Below are 15,847 nucleotides of genomic sequence, written 5' to 3'. Positions count from 1 at the left end.
CTTTATGAAACGTTTTCTTAGCATCGCCATGGCGTTGTGCATCGGCCTGACGATGAGCCTCGACGCCAACGCCAAGCGCTTTGGTGGTGGCAAAAGCGCCGGCGCTGCGCCGACGCACCAGACCAGCCAGATGGCTCCTTCTTCTCCAGGTGTCGGCGGCGCGGCTGCGACCGCTGGTGCTGCCGGTGCCGCGGGCGCTGCGGCCAAGGCCGGCGGTGCTTCGAAATGGCTCGGCCCGCTGGCCGGCATCGCTGCCGGTGGCCTGCTCGCATCCATGTTCATGGGCGGCGGCTTCCAGGGCATGCAGATCTTCGACATCCTGATCATGGCAGTGATCGCGTTCGTGATCTTCCGCTTCATCGCCGCACGTCGACGCAAGCAGCAGGAGCAATTCGCTCCGGCCGGCGCGCCGATGCAGCGTGAAGTGTTCGAGCAGAAGCCTGCTGCCATGGGTTCGATTTTCGGTGGTTCGGCTGCGCCTGCTGCCGCTCGTCCGGTGATCAACGCACCAGCCTGGTTCAACGAGCAGAACTTCCTTGACGCTGCACGTAGCCACTTCCAGTCGCTGCAGCAGCACTGGGATGCCAACGAAATGGACAAGATCGCCGAGTTCGTGACCCCGCAAATGCTCGAGTTCCTCAAGCGTGAGCGCGCGGATCTGGGCGACGCGTTCCAGTCGACCTACATCGACAATCTCCAGGTTCAACTGGATGGCGTTGATGACCGTGCCGACAAGACCATCGCCACCCTGACTTTCAACGGTGTGTCGAAGTCCTCGCGCTTCGATCAGGGCGAAGTGTTCAGCGAAAGCTGGAACATGGAACGTCCGCAGGGCGAGAACCAGCCTTGGCTGGTTGCCGGTATCCGCCAGAACGGCTGATCCCCCCGCGCGCTTCACTTGCGGTAATAAAAACCCCAGCCTCGGCTGGGGTTTTCTATTTCGCGGTTGCATCTATAGCGAGCTACTGTATAAACCGGCCCATATAAACCGCGCCATTCAAGCAAGAGGATCCCGGACGTGGAAGAAATCATCGAACAACTGCGCGAAGCCAACGAACCCGTACCGGTTCCATTGGAGTTGCCTGACGAAGACCAACTGGTGGAAGTCGAAGAAGAACTCTTCATCAACATCCCGTTCGTCTTCAAAGAATTTTTGCTGACCGTCAGCGACGTGGTTTACGGCAGCCTCGAGCCGGTGACTGTCACCGACCCGCAATCGCACACCTATTTGCCGGACGTCGCGGCCAATGCGTGGGACATCGGCGTACCGCGTGACCTGATCCCGATCTGCCAGGACGGTGAGAACTACTACTGCGTCGAAGAAGACGGCACCGTGGTGCTATGGTCCGGCGAAGAAGAGCTGATCACCGAAGAGTCCTGGGAATCGGTGTGGCACTGGGCGCGGGACGTCTGGCTGGAAAGCTGATCGGTCAGCCGCCCCGACGGTTCAGTGACCCGACGACTCTTTGTGGTTGTCGAGGGTTTCCAGCAGCGCCACCTGCATCCGCGTGTGCACGCGGATGAACCAGCGCCAGAGCAGCGCCGCCACGGCGGCCGCGACCACGGCGATCAGCATCAGCAACTTGTTGGTCGGCAAGATACTGGCCGACAAGGCTGCCAGCAGCAGGAAAATCACCAGCAGCGAGAGAATCGGGATCACTTCGGAGATCACCCGGCGCACTCGCTGCGTGTGACGCCCGGCCATCTCCGGCTTCACGCCCATCTCTGCCAGCAGCATCGACAGTGCCTTGAGCTTGCGGTACGCCGCGATCAAGAACGGCAGCGACACCAACAGCGCTCCGCCCCAGATCAACGCTTTCTGCCAGCTAGGATCGCTGATCCAGTCCTGTAACCACAGCGAGATGCGTTCGGCGAAATACGCGCCTGCGAAGAAGATCGCGATGACCAGGGCGAGATTGACTCCGACCTGCAGCAGGATCTTGCGAATTATTGAAGCCAGCATCGCACCCTCGCCTTGCGGCTGAATGCTGCGCAACCATTCCCCGTACATGCCCAGCACGCGGCCAAGAGGCTTGGGCACCGCCGCCGACAACTTGATCGACAGCGGATCAGCCGCACGGATCAGATACGGCGTCAGCAGCGTGGTAATCACCGACACGGCCACAGCGACCGGATAAAGGAAATTGCTGGTGACCTGCAAGGTCATGCCCAGTGCGGCGATGATGAAGGAAAATTCGCCAATCTGTGACAGCCCCATCCCCACGCGCAGTGAGGTACGTCCGTCATTACCGGCGATAAACGCACCGAGGCCGCAGGACAACATCTTGCCGAGTACCACGGCGACGGTAATCACCGCGATCGGCCATGCGTATTCGAGAAGAATCATCGGGTCGAGCATCAGGCCGATCGCAACGAAAAAGATCGCGCTGAACAGATCGCGAACCGGCTCGATCAGGCGTTCGATTTTCAGCAACTGCCGCGACTCGGCCATGATCGCGCCGATCAGGAACGCGCCGAGCACCATGCTGTACTCCAGCTTGACCACCAGCAGGCAGAAGCCGAAACACAGGCCGAGCACGGTGATCAGGAGCATTTCATTGCTTTCGAATTTGGCCACGTAAGCCAGCAGGCGCGGCACCAGCAGGATGCCAATGACCAGCGCGACGATCATGAACAACGACAGCTTGCCGACCGTGGAAAACACTTCGCCGGAGCTGACGGTGCCGCTGACCGCGATGCTCGACAGCAGTGCGATGATGCCGATGCCGAGGATGTCTTCGACGATCAGCACACCGAAGATCAACTGCGCAAAGCGCTCGTTCTTCATCTTCAGATCATTGAGTGCCTTGACGATGATGGTGGTCGAGGAGATCGCCAGGATGGCGCCGAGGAACAGCGAGTCCATGGTGTTCCAGTCGAACCAGCGGCCGATTTCGTAGCCGATCCAGATCATCAGGACAATTTCGAGGAACGCCGCGATAAACGCTGTAGCGCCGACCTTGAACAGTTTGCGCAGGCTGAACTCCAGCCCGAGGCAGAACATCAGAAAAATAACCCCGAGTTCGGCAAGAGTCTTGATGGTTTCTTCGTCGTGAATCAGGCCGAACGGCGGTGTGTGCGGGCCGATGATGAAGCCAGCAACGATATAGCCAAGCACCACCGGCTGCTTGAAGCGGTGGAACAACACGGTCACCACACCTGCGACCAACATGATCACTGCCAGGTCCTGAATAAAACTGATGGCATGCATGGCGTGGGCTCCTTGAATGACGAGACTCCCGGCAGACGTCAGAAAGGTCTGGGCGAGCTAGGTAAAAATCCGCTTTTTGTGTGGGAATTGCCCTCGAGGTGGGCTTTTGCAGGTTAACACCGCGACTTCCGCCTGGAAGGCGGTGCAATATATGGAAACAGATCGATTCCGGCGTGACGGCGGCCAGTCGCCCGGCGTCCCGATAACGGTGCTTTTGAAAAGCGACCAGGCACCCGCAGAGGTGCTTCCAGAAATCAGCCTTGATCCGTGAGAACGTTATGGAACCCGGAAACGCCCAACTGTCGATGACGGTACTGATGACCCCCGACATGGCCAACTTCTCTGGCAATGTCCACGGCGGCACCCTGCTCAAATACCTCGACGAAGTGGCTTACGCCTGCGCGAGCCGTTATGCCGGCCGCTATGTGGTGACCCTGTCGGTGGATCAGGTGATTTTCCGCGAGCCGATTCATGTCGGCGAACTGGTGACCTTCCTCGCCTCGGTCAACTACACCGGCAACACATCGATGGAAGTCGGCATCAAAGTCGTCACCGAAAACATCCGCGAGCGTTCGGTGCGCCACACCAACAGCTGCTTCTTCACCATGGTGGCGGTGGATGACCAGCGCAAGCCGGCCGCCGTGCCGCCGCTGCAACCGCAGAACAGTGAAGACAAGCGTCGTTATATGCAGGCGCAGCAGCGTCGGCAGATTCGCCAGGAGCTGGAGAAGCGCTATCAGGAGATCAAGGGCGACGCCTGAGATCTTTAGCGCTCTGAAGAACGCTTTCGCGAGCAAGCTCGCTCCCACACTGGATCTGTGGCGTACACAAAACCAAATGTGGGAGCGAGCTTGCTCGCGAATGGGGGCAGCGCGGTGTTACAGACTGATTGCAGTCGCCTCGAACTTCACCCGCGGATGCGCAATCCGATCCTGCGCTCGCACCAGTTGCAGCTCATAACTGGCGCAAGCCTGAGTCTCCAGCAGCACCTCATGCACCGCCGCCGCCGTGAATTCAAACGCCGCCACCAGGCTATCGCCCAACAACAGCCGCGCCAGAAACAGGCCAGACGTCAGATCGCCAACACCCACCGGCTGACGCGGAAACGCCAGCAACGGACGGCGCAAATGCCAACTGCCTTCGGCCGTGACCAGCAGCATCTCGAAGCCATCGGCCGGTTTTCCCGGATAATCCAGATGCTTGACCAGCACCACTTTCGGCCCACGCGCCAGCAACGCCCGCGCCATTGCCAGGCAATCGAACAACGACTGCGGCTTGCGCCCGGAGAAGCTGTCCAGCTCCAACTGGTTCGGACACATGATGTCCGCCACCGCAGCCGCCTCGTCCAGGAGGAAGTCGCTGACCTCGGTCGGCACGCTGCAACCCTTCTCTGGATGGCCCATCACCGGATCACACAGATACAGCGCTTTCGGATTGACCGATTTGATGCGCTCGACGCCGCTGAGGATCGCTCGACCCTGCGCCGCACTGCCGAGATAACCGGACAGAACCGCATCGCAGTTGCCCAGCTCGCCAATCGCGGCGATGCCTTCGACCAGCTCGGGAATCTGCTGCGGCGCCAGCACTTCGCCAGCCCACTGACCGTACTGGGTGTGGTTGGAAAACTGCACGGTGTTGAGCGGCCAGACATTGACCCCGACCCGCTGCATCGGAAAAACCGCCGCGCTGTTACCGGCGTGGCCGAACACGACGTGGGACTGAATGGCGAGCAGATGAGGCGTACGTTTCATTCGGGTCATTCCGTAAAACGATTGAAATTCAAGCCGCGCAGTATGCGACGAAACGCAGCCTGTACGACAGACCGGCGACGCAGTTAAGCTGACGCTATCTTTTGGAGTTCGATGTTGATGCTGACCCTGGAAAACATCTTTGTGCTGATGCTGTTCGCTGCTGCCGGCGCGTGGCTATGGCACAACCACGGCTTGCGCGAGCGGGCGCTGGAACGGGTCAAGCAGCATTGCCTGAACGTGCGCGTGGAGTTGCTCGACGGCAACGTTGCACTGAAGAAGATCGGTTTCATCAAGGACGCCAATGGGCGCCGACGACTGGCGCGGGTGTACAACTTCGAATTCACCGTGACCGGTGAAACCCGGCATAACGGCACGATTACCCAGTTTGGCGCGCACAGTGCGCAGATCGAGCTGGCGCCCTACCCGGCGCCGTTCGACGATACTCCGCCAGTGGTCGAAGTGCAGAAGCCACGGGCAGAAGTCATCGAGCTGAGCCAGTGGCGGCAGGAACACACGAAGTGGAAACCTTGAGCTGAATCACCGGGTTCGGCATCGCGCCAGCCCCGCCTGCAATTGATCAATATTTTGCGGATCGACGAAGATCAGTTCGATTCGCGAATCTTTCCGCCATTCGCTGGCCTGCCAGATCAGCTTGGCATTATCCAAAGCATTCGCAGACACCCAGCCATCCGAGCTGCGGATCACCAGTTTCGCTCGCTTCCAATCAAGGCCGGTTAGCCAGTCGACAGTGCGTTGCTTGTCGAACGTCTGGCCCGGATGCCAACGCCAACCAATGCTCCAGCCACCCTCCTGCGTCTGACTCAGGCAAATCGGCAACGTCGGATCGCTCCAGACGGCCGGCATTTGTCCCAATCCTTTGGGCACGGCCAGGTTATCCACACCGTCGACTGCTTTTGCAGCCAGGCCCGGCAGTTCGTTCAGCGGTAGTTGCGCCTGTTGCGTCCAGATCAGCGGGACTGGCGGCAATCGGTTGGCGATATTTGCCCGGGCCGTGTCATCCAGGTTTTCGGCCTTGTTCAGCAGCAGCAATCCGGCGCTCGCCAACGCGTCCTGTTGCGCGGCTGGTAATGCTTTCCCGACATGCAGCGCCTGAGCATCCAGCACCAGCACACAGGGCTGGACCGCCAGAACGCCTGACCATGGCGCTTCATTCAACTGCTTGAGCAATTGCGCCGGATGCCCCAACCCGGACGGTTCGATGAACAGCCGATCCGGTTTCTCCTTGCGCAACAACCGCCCGAGACCAATCTGAAACGGCGCGCCATTGACGCAGCACAGGCAGCCCCCGGCCACTTCGCCGAGTGCGACACCATCGGCATCGCGGGTCAGCAGCGCCGCATCGAGGCCGATCTGGCCGAACTCGTTGATCAGCACCGCCCAGCGCTCACCGTCTGGCCGCTGGGCCATGAGCTGGCGAATCAGGCTGGTCTTGCCTGCGCCCAAAGGGCCAGCAATGACATGGGTAGGAATGTTCTGCAACATGGCGGGAAGCTTTCTTGGGAGATGCAAAGATGCGTTGGATGGGATGGTCGTTGCTGTTGACGCTGCTGTCGAGTGAAGCGTGGGCCCAGGCTTGCGTAGTGCATAGTCAGGGCGAGCGGCTCGACGTCAAAGTCTGCCAGCAGAACCGCAATATCCCGGAGAGGCTGTTCAACGACGGTTTCTGCCAGCCAACGCTGGCCGGGCAGAAAGTCGAAGTACAGTACGTCGATCAATGCCCGAGTGGTGCGTTTGGTGTGTGCAGCAACGCGCAAGTCGCCAATATGCCTTATCGCCAGGACATCCACTATTACGGCGTCGCCACTGATGCAGCGTATTTGAAGCCATATTGCGAAGGCCAGAGCCAAGGATCGTGGCTAAAACCTTAAAGCGTCTTTGAGACATTAGCCGAGCCAGTCGAGGGTGAGGATCAATCGACGCTCGCCAGTAGGCGGTTGTGGCGAGCGATGGATGAGACCGAAGCCTTCATTACCGTGCCATTTTTCGCCTTTCAACAGCGCGACATCGCCACTGCTGAGTTGCTGAATTAGCACCTGGGGCTCAGCGTTGGCCTGCCCCAGTTGCTGGCGATCCATCACGCCTTCCTTGAGCCATTGGCTGCCGACGCCAGCGTACGTGGTGATCAGCCGCACCGGCACGTGATCAACGTGGAAGCGCGGGCACATGGCTTTATCGAGCGCCCGCAGGCGCAGGCCGATGCGCTTGGCGCCCAGCAAACAGGCAAAGGCACTGACCAGCCACTTCAGGTCGGCGATAAAGCCTTCATAGCCTTCCAGATCGCGGAAGCCTGAAGCCAACCCGGTCAGGTCAGGCTCGGCGTCCTCGCTTGCCAACTCCAGGCATAACGATTGCGCCAAGGGTTCGTTGAGCGACAGCAATAACTGAGCGAAATCGCTGATGTGCAACGGCAGTTGCCGCTGCCACACGGCAAGATTGGTGTCATCGTCCAGAATTCGCGCCAGCGTCTTTGGAGTCGGCCCTTGATGCTGATGGCGGGTACGGTCCTGCTGCAGTTTCAGGGCTAACATCAGGCAGCCTCTTCATGCCAAGGGCCGAATGGATCCGCCAGCAATCGCCAACCCTCTACGCCGAGCGCCATTTCTTCATCGGTGAGCAGGCAGTCATCCAGTTCGTCGGAGAGCTGTAGGAAATCGATGTTCTGTCCGATGAAAACCAGCTCCTGGCGGCAGTCTCCGACGCTTGGCGTCCAGTTTTCCATGATCGCGGCGGTGCTTTGTTGATCTTGTGGCCATTGGTCCTTCGGCACAAAACGCCACCAGCGTCCGGCAAAACCGTGGCGCATCAAACCGCCAGCCTGCGACCAGCTGCCAGCGTCCGTAGGCTTGCTCGCCAGCCAGAAGAATCCTTTGGAGCGCAGCAGCTTGCCGTTCAGCCACGGGCGGTCGATGAAGCTGAAGAAACGCTCCGGGTGAAACGGCCGGCGTGCGCGGTAGGCGGTGGAAGCGATGCCGTACTCGTCGGTTTCCGGCACGTGCTCACCGCGCAACTCCTGCAGCCAGCCCGGTGCTTGCGCGGCTCTGTCGAAATCAAAACGGCCGGTGTTGAGGATCTTCTCCAGCGGCACCTCGCCCATCACCATCGGGATGATTTCGGCTTGAGCATTGAGGCGTTTGAGGATGGCGATCAACTCTTCGCGCTCGGGCTGGCTGATCAGGTCGATCTTGCTGATCAACAGTACGTCGGCGAACTCGATCTGTTCGATCAACAGGTCGGTGATGGAGCGCTCGTCTTCCTCGCCGAGAATTTCGCCACGGGAGGCGAGGCTTTCCGCCGCCTGGTAGTCCGGCAGGAAATTCACACCGTCGACTACAGTAACCATGGTGTCGAGACGGGCGATGTCGGAGAGGCTTTGGCCATGTTCATCGCGGAAGGTGAAGGTTTCTGCGACCGGCAAAGGCTCGGAGATACCGGTGGATTCGATGAGCAGATAATCGAAGCGATCTTCACGGGCGAGCTTGCTGACTTCTTCGAGCAAATCTTCGCGTAACGTACAGCAGATACAGCCGTTGCTCATTTCAACGATTTTTTCTTCTGCACGGTTCAGGCTGACATCGCGCTGGACTTCGCTGCCATCGATGTTGATTTCGCTCATATCATTGACGATCACAGCAACACGCAGCCCCTTTCGATTACGTAGTACGTAATTCAAAAGTGTACTTTTTCCAGCGCCGAGAAATCCTGAAAGTACGGTGACGGGCAATTCGGCTGACATTGGATAATCCTCATAGGAAGGTGGCCGATTGGCGCTTTTGTCAGCGCTTGGCGTTTGGGCGCTTCATACGAGGGGCTCGCTGAAGGTAAACGCTTGAAATCGGCCCGCTCAGGCTCAGTTATTATTTATGTTATAGTATAACAACATGAATAAACCAGCCCTGCTCTTGTCCTTAGCGATAAACAGCAGGAAGCTGAGCTCATCCCACTCCCGGAATTGGTAATGAAAACTGCGCTGAAATGCTCGTTGTTGAGCCTTGGATTGCTCGTTGCTGGCGATACGTGGGCGCAGATGCCGGCGCTGGCGAGCTGCACACGTAGCGCTAATCTGCTGGCGTGCGTCGATGCCGAGGGCAACGCTTATAGCGTCAACACCGTCGGCAACACGCTTTATCTGCGTGGGTTTGAAAAGGCTGACCAGCGTTATTGGGCACAAACCAATAGCCGCTTCGGCCAATTGACGTTCTTCACCGGCATTGCCTCTGACGGAGAAGCCTGGGTCGGTTACACCCGCCGCGTCGGCTGGACAACCATCAATCGCTTTTCCAGCTCGGGCGGCAGCAGTGCAAAGTTCACCTGTAGCCGGATTGCCGGTTGCTAAACCCGTGCGGTTTTTTGCTCCTGCTGCCAGGCGAGATAACTGTCGATCGGTGGATTTCTCTCAAAGTAACGCTGCAACCCTTCAAACAAACCATCTGCCACGGCCTTCTGATGCCGCGCAGTGACCAGTCGCTGACTGTCGCGAACATTGGAAATAAAGCCGGTTTCCACCAGGATTGAAGGCACATCTGGCGACTTCAACACGGCGAAGCCTGCCTGTTCCACGCGTTTCTGATGCAGCGTAGTGATGCCCGCCAGACTGCCCAATACCGTGTTGCCCAACTGTAGGCTGGCAGCGATGGTGGCGTTCATCGACATGTCGAGAATTACCCCGGCGAGCATCGGATCTTTATCTTTGAGATTAAGCAGACTGGTCGCGCCGAGCAGATCCGCACCGTTCTCACGCTGCGCCATAAAACGCGCCGTCGCTGATGTCGCGCCACCCTCAGAGAGGCAATACACGGAGGCACCAGAAGCCGTCAGCCTTGGCGCCGCGTCGGCATGCACAGAGATAAACATGTCGGCTTTATGCTGACGAGCGATCTCAACCCGCTTGCGCAAAGGCACGAAAAAATCGTCATTGCGCACCAGTTTCACATCGAATCCTTTCTCTTTTTTCAGGCGCTTGGCGAGTAGCTGAGCAATGGAAAGCACCACATCTTTTTCCCGCTCCCCCTTGGCGCCAACCGCACCAGGATCCTTCCCACCATGTCCTGGGTCGACGACTACGATGATGTCACGCTTGGGGTGAACGTCAATTCTGGGTGTTTCACGTGGAACCATTGGGGCTGTTTGAGGTGCTTTTGTGCTGACGAGATCCAGAACCAACCGATGACTTTGGCCGTTTTGCGGAGCCAAAAGGAAGCTGTTCAGCAGCACTGGATTGCTCAGATCGAGAACAATCCGCGTATCTCCCTGACCAAAAGGACCGGATCGAATGGAACGGATCACTGTGCCATTCAAAGCCAACTGGCTGAAGTCAGCGCTTAGATTGGCTCCGGACACATCGACAATCAGTCGTTCAGGCGAACTCAGCGTGAAGGTTTTGTAGCGCACCGGCCCGCTCAGATCGAATACCAACCGCAGCTTTTCATCAGAACGCCAAAGCCGCGCGTTGCGAATTTGCGTGGCCGAAACACCGAAAGGGAAGGCGAAGGCCGTGCTGGCCAGAATCAGATAAAGCAGATGGCGTCTGTGCATATGAAAGCCTGTTCATGAAAAAGGCATCGTGATTTGAATTGTTATAATGTAACATTGATTTCAATCAACACGATGGTTCCAAACATGAATTCGCTGACACTTCCGGATATCGCCGCGCAATCCGCTCGCCAAGCCTTACCCCTCGAATGGGTGGGTATGCACGGCATCGCGTTACCTGTTTTACTGGAAGGCCAACGCTTGAGTGCGAAGGCAGATGCGGGAGTGAGTCTGGATGACGGCGAGGCTCGCGGGATTCACATGTCGCGACTTTATCTAGCCTTGGAGACGCTCGAACAGGAACAACTTTCCCCTGCTCTTCTGCACCTGGTACTGAAACATTTTTTGGATAGCCACGAAGGTTTATCCAACTGTGCCTACCTGAACATCCACACCGATCTGCTGCTGAAAAGACCCGCGTTGATCAGTCCATTGGCCGGATGGAAGTCCTATCCCGCGACGATTTCAGCCAGCCTGAAAAACAAGATGTTCCACGTGGAACTCAAAATCGAAGTGCCCTACTCCTCAACTTGCCCCTGCTCCGCAGCTTTGGCGCGCCAGTTGATCCAGCAGCAATTCATCGACGACTTCGCCAATAAAACTCTTCAGCACGCAGACATTCTGGCTTGGCTCGGCTCGACACAAGGCATCGTCGCTACGCCTCACAGTCAACGCAGCGCTGCACAGCTGCATTTACATCTCGACGAATTCATCGATGAGCTCCCGCTGAGCGTCATCATCAATGACGCCGAAACCGCCCTCGGCACTGCCGTGCAAACCGCAGTAAAACGCGCCGATGAACAAGCCTTCGCTCTGGCGAATGGACAGAACCTGATGTTCTGCGAAGACGCCGCACGCCGGTTGAATCTCGCACTTCGCCGCACACCCGGAGTTAATCAATTCCACCTGCGAGTGATCCACGCCGAAAGCCTGCACGCCCACGACGCCGTCGCCGAAAGTCATTGGCAGCGTGAGCAAGCATGATCCGCTGCCAATCCCTGAGCTGGGGCGCCCCGGGCCAACCGCTCACCGCCCCCCTGAATCTTGAATTGGAAAGCGCCAGCCTCACGGCAATCATTGGCGCCAACGGCTGCGGAAAAAGCAGCCTTTTGAAAGTTATCGCCGGGCTGCAGAAACCCTTGGCTGGCAAAGTCAGCCTGAGTGTTCCACGCCAAAGCGGATTGTCTTTCCTGCCCCAACAACAGCACCTCGACCGCCAGTTCCCCATCAACCTCGAAGACCTGATCGCCGCCGGTTTCTGGGGACGTCGACTCTCAACCCGACTGCGCGCACAACGACTGAACGTCGCACTGGAAAACTGGCACCTGAGCGGACTCGAACGGCGCCCGCTCATGGCCCTGTCCGGTGGCGAATTGCAGCGCGCCCTGCTCGCCCGATTGAGTCTGACCGACGCCCCGGTTCTGCTCCTAGACGAACCCCACGCCGCCCTCGATGAACTCGGCCAACAACTGCTCTGGCAGCACATCCATGCCTGGCATAGCGAAGGTCGAACGCTCGTCGTGGTCTGCCATGACCTCGTCGCCGTACGCCAACACATCCCGCAAACTTTGCTGATCAAAAACCGCGAATGCGTGTACGGCGCCAGCGTTGAACTGATCCAGCAAACCCCTCACACGCAGGTGGCCTGATGCTCGTCGTCCCCCACTTCTGGCAACCGTTCAACGAGTTCGTGTTCATGCGCCGCGCCCTGCTTGGCGGGCTGGTATTGGCGTGCAGCACCGCACCACTCGGCGTGTTTTTGATCTTGAGAAGAATGAGCCTGATCGGTGACGCCGTCGCCCACGGCATCCTCCCCGGCGCCGCACTGGGATTCTGGTTCGCTGGCCTGAGCCTTCCCGCCCTCACTCTCGGCGGCCTCGGCGCCGGTCTGAGCATGGCCGGCCTTGCCGCCTGGATCACTCGCCGCACCGGTCTGCGCGAAGACGCCAGCCTCGCTGCGATCTACCCAATTTCCCTCGCGAGCGGTGTGCTGATTCTCGGCATGGCCGGCAAACGCCTCGACCTGCTTCACCTGCTGTTTGGCTCGGCATTAGCCGTCGATGGCCCAACCCTCACCGGCATGTTGTGGGTCTCGGGATTCAGCCTGATGGCCATGGCGCTGATTTACAAACCGCTGCTACTCGACACTCTCGACCCACTTTTTCTCAGAACCGTCAGCCGTCTCGGCCCACTCGCCCACGGCGTGTTCCTGACGCTGGTCGTGCTCAATCTGGTGATCGGATTCCAGGCCATCGGCGCACTGATGGTCGTCGGACTGATGATGCTCCCCGCCGCTGCCTCACGATTCTGGAGCCGCCGGTTACCGATCCTGATTGGCATCGCCGCGGTCATCGGTTGCCTCTCGGTATGGTTCGGCTTGTTGCTGTCGTTGTACTACTCGCTGCCCAGCGGACCGGCCATCGTGCTGGTCGCCGGCGTCGGTTATCTGCTGTCAGTGGTGTTCGGGCCGGTTCACGGCCTGCTACGCCGCCCACCTTTGCTCACATCCCAATGAGGTGTTTCCCGATGCGCGTTCTAGTCGTGTTGTTCAGCCTGATGCTGTCGATGTCATTATCGGCGGCGGAAAAATTGCCGGTGGTGACCAGCTTCAGCATTCTCGCCGACATGGTGCATCAGGTCGGCGGCGAACATATCCAGATCACCAACATGGTCGGCCCGGACGCTGACGCGCACACCTACGAGCCGACACCGGACGACGCCAAAGCGCTGCTCAGCGCCAAACTGATCATCAAGAACGGCCTCGGTTTCGAACCGTGGCTGGATCGACTGGTGACCAGTACCGAGACCAAAGCCACGGTCATCAGTGCCAGCCATGGCGTGATTCCGCGCTCACTGGATGAAGACGGCGAAACCGTTGCCGACCCGCATGCCTGGCACAATCTGGCGAACGCTGAGTTGTACGTCGCCAACATCACCAAGGCGCTGATCGCTACCGACCCGGCGAACAAAGCCGACTACGAACGCAACAGCAAAACCTATCTGAAGCAGATCTACGCCCTGCTCGCCGAAGCCAAAACCAAACTCGGTTCGCTGCCACCGGGCAACCGCAAGATCGTCACCAGCCACGATGCTTTTGGATATCTCGGCCAGGCGTATGGTATCGACTTCATGGCACCGCAGGGCTTGTCCACCGAACGTGAACCCTCCGCCGCCGAAGTCGCAGCACTGATCACCCAGATTCGTCAGGCCAAAGTCAAAGCGGTATTCATGGAAAACATCAAGGACGCCCGCCTGCTCAAACAGATCGCCGACGAAAGCGGCGCGCACATCGGCGGCACACTCTATTCGGATGCCCTCGCCGCCAGCGGCCCTGCCAGCACTTTCACCGGTCTGTTCGAATACAACCTCAACACCCTTTACGACGCGCTGAGCCGACCATGATCCGCAAGAATCCTTCAGGTGATTTACCGCAGATCGCCGAGTCGGCCTACGTCGATAAAACCGCGATCATCTGCGGCAAGGTAGTGATCGGCGAGAACGTCTTCGTCGGCCCCTATGCGGTGATCCGCGCCGACGAAGTGGATGCGTCGGGCGAGATGGAGCCGATCACCATCGGTGCCAATTCGAACATTCAGGACGGTGTGGTGATCCACTCCAAATCCGGTGCAGCGGTGACCATCGGCGAATTCAGTTCCATCGCCCACCGCTCGATCGTGCATGGACCCTGCGTGGTTGGCGACCGCGTGTTCATCGGCTTCAACAGCGTCCTGTTCAACTGCGTTGTAGGCAATGGTTGCGTAGTTCGACACAACTCAGTGGTCGACGGCCGGGATCTGCCGGACGCCTTCTATGTACCCTCCACTACTCGCATAGGCCCGAATACAGATCTGTCGTTGTTCCCTCCTGTGAGTGTCAGCGCTTCGGAGTTTTCCGAGGACGTGGCGCGCACTAACGTCGATCTGGTGCGCGGCTACAAAGCCTTGCAGAACGAGTTCTGAACCATGAGCAGCGTGCTGATTCGCAATGCCAGACTGGTTAACGAAGGGTGTGAGTTCGACGCAGATCTGTTGGTCAGCAATGGACGCATCGTCAAGATTGCACGCAGCATCGAAGGTGAAAGCGCCAAGGTGGAAATCGACGCCAACGGCCGATGGTTACTGCCGGGGATGATCGATGACCAAGTGCATTTCCGCGAACCGGGTGCATTAGCCAAAGGCAGCATTCATACCGAGTCGCGGGCGGCGGTCGCCGGTGGCATCACCAGTTTCATGGACATGCCCAACACCAACCCGGCCACCCTTACGCTCGAAGCGCTGGCGGATAAAAAGCGCCGTGCGGCGATCAACTCGGTGGCTAATTACGGCTTTCACTTTGGCGTGAGCCGGGACAACCTCGACACCGTTGCCGCGCTCAATCCGTGTGAAGTGGCCGGGGTGAAAGTGTTCATGGGGGCATCCACCGGCAACATGTTGGTGGATGATCCGCAGATTCTCGAGCGGCTGTTTGCCGAAGTGCCGACCATTCTGTTGGCGCACTGCGAACACACGCCGAGCATCGACGCCAACGCGGCCAATCTGCGAGAGCTGTTCGGCGAGCGAATTCCACCGGGAGCTCACCCACTGATCCGCAATGCCGAGGCATGTTATCGCTCCTCTTCTCTGGCGGTGGAACTGGCAAAACGTCATGGCACTCGTCTGCACGTTTTGCACCTGACCACGGCGCGTGAACTGGCGTTGTTCGAGGACAAACCGTTGGCGCAGAAACGCATCACCGCTGAAGTGTGTCTGCATCATTTGTTGTTCGATGATCGCGACTATCCAAACCTCGGCAACCTGATCAAGTGCAACCCGGCAATCAAGACTCAAAACGATCGTGACGCTTTGCGCGACGCGTTGAACAGCAACCGGCTGGACGTCATCGGCAGCGATCATGCACCGCATACCTGGGAAGAAAAGCAACTGCCTTACACGCAGGCGCCTTCGGGATTGCCATTGGTGCAGCATGCATTGCCGGCGCTGATGGAGTTGGTTGCGGAGGGGGTTCTGCCAATCACGACCTTGGTGGCGAAGACCAGCCATCGCGTCGCGGATCTGTTTGCGATTCCGGATCGTGGTTATTTGCGTGAGGGGTATTGGGCGGATCTGGTGCTGGTTGAGGCGCAGACGCTGGAGGTCGATCGGCAACCGATTCTGTCGCAGTGCGGATGGACGCCGTTTGCCGGGCGCAGCTTTCGGCATCGAGTGAATGCGACGATGGTGTCGGGGCAGATTGCTTGGAGAGGTGGTCGGGTGAATGAAGGATGTCGCGGGTTGGCGCTGAGGTTTATGCGCTGAGCTTGAGGACGCTTTCGCGAGCAAGTCGAATCGTCGCACCG

The 15,847-nt window shown here is 58.7% G+C and carries 18 protein-coding genes; 12 read left to right on the top strand and 6 right to left on the bottom strand.

The window, feature by feature from the left end:
- Positions 1–4: 4 nt before the first annotated feature.
- Positions 5–880 carry a Tim44 domain-containing protein gene (locus L8H52_RS16670; RefSeq protein ID WP_242207886.1) on the top strand — a complete coding sequence of 292 codons (876 nt, stop codon included), beginning with the start codon at positions 5–7 and terminating at the stop codon, positions 878–880.
- Between the two features lie 138 nt (positions 881–1,018).
- Positions 1,019–1,426, top strand: a complete 408-nt coding sequence (locus L8H52_RS16665) for an SMI1/KNR4 family protein (protein ID WP_008078852.1) — start codon at positions 1,019–1,021, stop codon at positions 1,424–1,426.
- A 21-nt stretch (positions 1,427–1,447) separates the two neighbouring features.
- Here the strand turns inward: L8H52_RS16665 and L8H52_RS16660 are convergent, their stop codons facing one another.
- Entirely contained in the window at positions 1,448–3,211 is a 1,764-nt protein-coding gene (locus L8H52_RS16660; RefSeq protein ID WP_242207887.1) for a cation:proton antiporter, read from the bottom strand.
- Between the two features lie 278 nt (positions 3,212–3,489).
- Between L8H52_RS16660 and L8H52_RS16655 the strand changes: the two genes are divergently transcribed.
- Positions 3,490–3,972, top strand: a complete 483-nt coding sequence (locus L8H52_RS16655) for an acyl-CoA thioesterase (protein WP_003229693.1) — start codon at positions 3,490–3,492, stop codon at positions 3,970–3,972.
- Between the two features lie 117 nt (positions 3,973–4,089).
- Here L8H52_RS16655 and pdxY read toward each other — a convergent pair whose 3' ends face one another.
- Positions 4,090–4,962, bottom strand: a complete 873-nt coding sequence (gene pdxY, locus L8H52_RS16650; protein WP_242207888.1) for a pyridoxal kinase PdxY — start codon at positions 4,960–4,962, stop codon at positions 4,090–4,092.
- Between the two features lie 117 nt (positions 4,963–5,079).
- Here pdxY and L8H52_RS16645 point away from each other — a divergent pair, with 117 nt between their 5' ends.
- A complete protein-coding gene (locus L8H52_RS16645) occupies positions 5,080–5,493 on the top strand; it encodes a DUF3301 domain-containing protein (protein WP_242207967.1) in 414 nt (137 codons plus the stop codon).
- Positions 5,494–5,499: 6 nt separating this feature from the next.
- Here the strand turns inward: L8H52_RS16645 and L8H52_RS16640 are convergent, their stop codons facing one another.
- Positions 5,500–6,465: a CobW family GTP-binding protein gene (locus L8H52_RS16640; protein ID WP_242207889.1), complete on the bottom strand. Its 966-nt coding sequence runs from the start codon at positions 6,463–6,465 to the stop codon at positions 5,500–5,502.
- A 29-nt stretch (positions 6,466–6,494) separates the two neighbouring features.
- Here L8H52_RS16640 and L8H52_RS16635 point away from each other — a divergent pair, with 29 nt between their 5' ends.
- On the top strand, positions 6,495–6,851 hold the full coding sequence (locus L8H52_RS16635; RefSeq protein ID WP_242207890.1) for an NADH:ubiquinone oxidoreductase: 357 nt from the start codon (positions 6,495–6,497) through the stop codon (positions 6,849–6,851).
- Positions 6,852–6,866: 15 nt separating this feature from the next.
- Here the strand turns inward: L8H52_RS16635 and L8H52_RS16630 are convergent, their stop codons facing one another.
- Together L8H52_RS16630 and zigA are read right to left on the bottom strand one after the other, a co-directional pair.
- Positions 6,867–7,511 (bottom strand): DUF1826 domain-containing protein, encoded by a 645-nt coding sequence (locus tag L8H52_RS16630; protein ID WP_242207891.1) that lies wholly within the window; start codon positions 7,509–7,511, stop codon positions 6,867–6,869.
- Entirely contained in the window at positions 7,511–8,716 is a 1,206-nt protein-coding gene (gene zigA / locus L8H52_RS16625; protein WP_242207892.1) for a zinc metallochaperone GTPase ZigA, read from the bottom strand. The genes L8H52_RS16630 and zigA overlap by 1 nt, the downstream gene beginning before the upstream one ends.
- 222 nt (positions 8,717–8,938) lie before the next feature.
- On the opposite strand from zigA, the gene L8H52_RS16620 reads away from it, so the two are divergent.
- Positions 8,939–9,316, top strand: a complete 378-nt coding sequence (locus L8H52_RS16620; protein WP_242207893.1) for a glutamine synthetase — start codon at positions 8,939–8,941, stop codon at positions 9,314–9,316.
- Here L8H52_RS16620 and L8H52_RS16615 read toward each other — a convergent pair.
- Positions 9,313–10,515, bottom strand: a complete 1,203-nt coding sequence (locus L8H52_RS16615) for an N-acetylmuramoyl-L-alanine amidase (RefSeq protein ID WP_242207894.1) — start codon at positions 10,513–10,515, stop codon at positions 9,313–9,315. The two genes, L8H52_RS16620 and L8H52_RS16615, sit on opposite strands and share 4 nt — an antisense overlap.
- 84 nt (positions 10,516–10,599) lie before the next feature.
- Between L8H52_RS16615 and folE2 the strand changes: the two genes are divergently transcribed.
- Genes folE2 through L8H52_RS16585 form a run of 6 tightly spaced genes read left to right on the top strand, consistent with a single transcriptional unit; the run spans position 10,600 to position 15,806 of the window.
- Positions 10,600–11,496 (top strand): GTP cyclohydrolase FolE2, encoded by an 897-nt coding sequence (gene folE2 / locus L8H52_RS16610; RefSeq protein WP_242207895.1) that lies wholly within the window; start codon positions 10,600–10,602, stop codon positions 11,494–11,496.
- Positions 11,493–12,161 (top strand): ATP-binding cassette domain-containing protein, encoded by a 669-nt coding sequence (locus L8H52_RS16605; protein WP_242207896.1) that lies wholly within the window; start codon positions 11,493–11,495, stop codon positions 12,159–12,161. Before folE2 ends, L8H52_RS16605 begins: the two co-directional genes overlap by 4 nt.
- Positions 12,161–13,027 (top strand): metal ABC transporter permease, encoded by an 867-nt coding sequence (locus L8H52_RS16600; RefSeq protein WP_242207897.1) that lies wholly within the window; start codon positions 12,161–12,163, stop codon positions 13,025–13,027. Before L8H52_RS16605 ends, L8H52_RS16600 begins: the two co-directional genes overlap by 1 nt.
- Before the next feature lie 11 nt (positions 13,028–13,038).
- Positions 13,039–13,914, top strand: a complete 876-nt coding sequence (locus L8H52_RS16595; protein ID WP_242207898.1) for a metal ABC transporter substrate-binding protein — start codon at positions 13,039–13,041, stop codon at positions 13,912–13,914.
- Positions 13,911–14,471 (top strand): carbonate dehydratase, encoded by a 561-nt coding sequence (locus L8H52_RS16590; protein WP_122842141.1) that lies wholly within the window; start codon positions 13,911–13,913, stop codon positions 14,469–14,471. The genes L8H52_RS16595 and L8H52_RS16590 overlap by 4 nt, the downstream gene beginning before the upstream one ends.
- A gap of 3 nt (positions 14,472–14,474) precedes the next feature.
- On the top strand, positions 14,475–15,806 hold the full coding sequence (locus tag L8H52_RS16585) for a dihydroorotase (RefSeq protein WP_242207899.1): 1,332 nt from the start codon (positions 14,475–14,477) through the stop codon (positions 15,804–15,806).
- Positions 15,807–15,847 lie beyond the last annotated feature (41 nt).

The organism is Pseudomonas sp. CROZ-RG-20F-R04-15, from assembly GCF_022662375.1.
Classification (GTDB): Bacteria; Pseudomonadota; Gammaproteobacteria; order Pseudomonadales; family Pseudomonadaceae; genus Aquipseudomonas.
The sequence above is the reverse complement of the archived record's forward strand: the minus strand, read 5'-3'. Positions and strand labels throughout refer to the sequence as shown.

Coding starts and splice junctions, on each gene's coding strand:
- L8H52_RS16595 (WP_242207898.1), top strand. CDS start 13,039: ATGCGCGTTCTAGTCGTGTTGTTCAGCCTGATGCTGTCGATGTCATTA.
- L8H52_RS16635 (WP_242207890.1), top strand. CDS start 6,495: ATGCGTTGGATGGGATGGTCGTTGCTGTTGACGCTGCTGTCGAGTGAA.
- L8H52_RS16645 (WP_242207967.1), top strand. CDS start 5,080: ATGCTGACCCTGGAAAACATCTTTGTGCTGATGCTGTTCGCTGCTGCC.
- L8H52_RS16605 (WP_242207896.1), top strand. CDS start 11,493: ATGATCCGCTGCCAATCCCTGAGCTGGGGCGCCCCGGGCCAACCGCTC.
- folE2 (WP_242207895.1), top strand. CDS start 10,600: ATGAATTCGCTGACACTTCCGGATATCGCCGCGCAATCCGCTCGCCAA.
- L8H52_RS16590 (WP_122842141.1), top strand. CDS start 13,911: ATGATCCGCAAGAATCCTTCAGGTGATTTACCGCAGATCGCCGAGTCG.
- L8H52_RS16630 (WP_242207891.1), bottom strand. CDS start 7,511: ATGTTAGCCCTGAAACTGCAGCAGGACCGTACCCGCCATCAGCATCAA.
- L8H52_RS16620 (WP_242207893.1), top strand. CDS start 8,939: ATGAAAACTGCGCTGAAATGCTCGTTGTTGAGCCTTGGATTGCTCGTT.
- L8H52_RS16640 (WP_242207889.1), bottom strand. CDS start 6,465: ATGTTGCAGAACATTCCTACCCATGTCATTGCTGGCCCTTTGGGCGCA.
- L8H52_RS16670 (WP_242207886.1), top strand. CDS start 5: ATGAAACGTTTTCTTAGCATCGCCATGGCGTTGTGCATCGGCCTGACG.
- zigA (WP_242207892.1), bottom strand. CDS start 8,716: ATGTCAGCCGAATTGCCCGTCACCGTACTTTCAGGATTTCTCGGCGCT.
- L8H52_RS16660 (WP_242207887.1), bottom strand. CDS start 3,211: ATGCATGCCATCAGTTTTATTCAGGACCTGGCAGTGATCATGTTGGTC.
- L8H52_RS16615 (WP_242207894.1), bottom strand. CDS start 10,515: ATGCACAGACGCCATCTGCTTTATCTGATTCTGGCCAGCACGGCCTTC.
- L8H52_RS16585 (WP_242207899.1), top strand. CDS start 14,475: ATGAGCAGCGTGCTGATTCGCAATGCCAGACTGGTTAACGAAGGGTGT.
- pdxY (WP_242207888.1), bottom strand. CDS start 4,962: ATGAAACGTACGCCTCATCTGCTCGCCATTCAGTCCCACGTCGTGTTC.
- L8H52_RS16600 (WP_242207897.1), top strand. CDS start 12,161: ATGCTCGTCGTCCCCCACTTCTGGCAACCGTTCAACGAGTTCGTGTTC.
- L8H52_RS16655 (WP_003229693.1), top strand. CDS start 3,490: ATGGAACCCGGAAACGCCCAACTGTCGATGACGGTACTGATGACCCCC.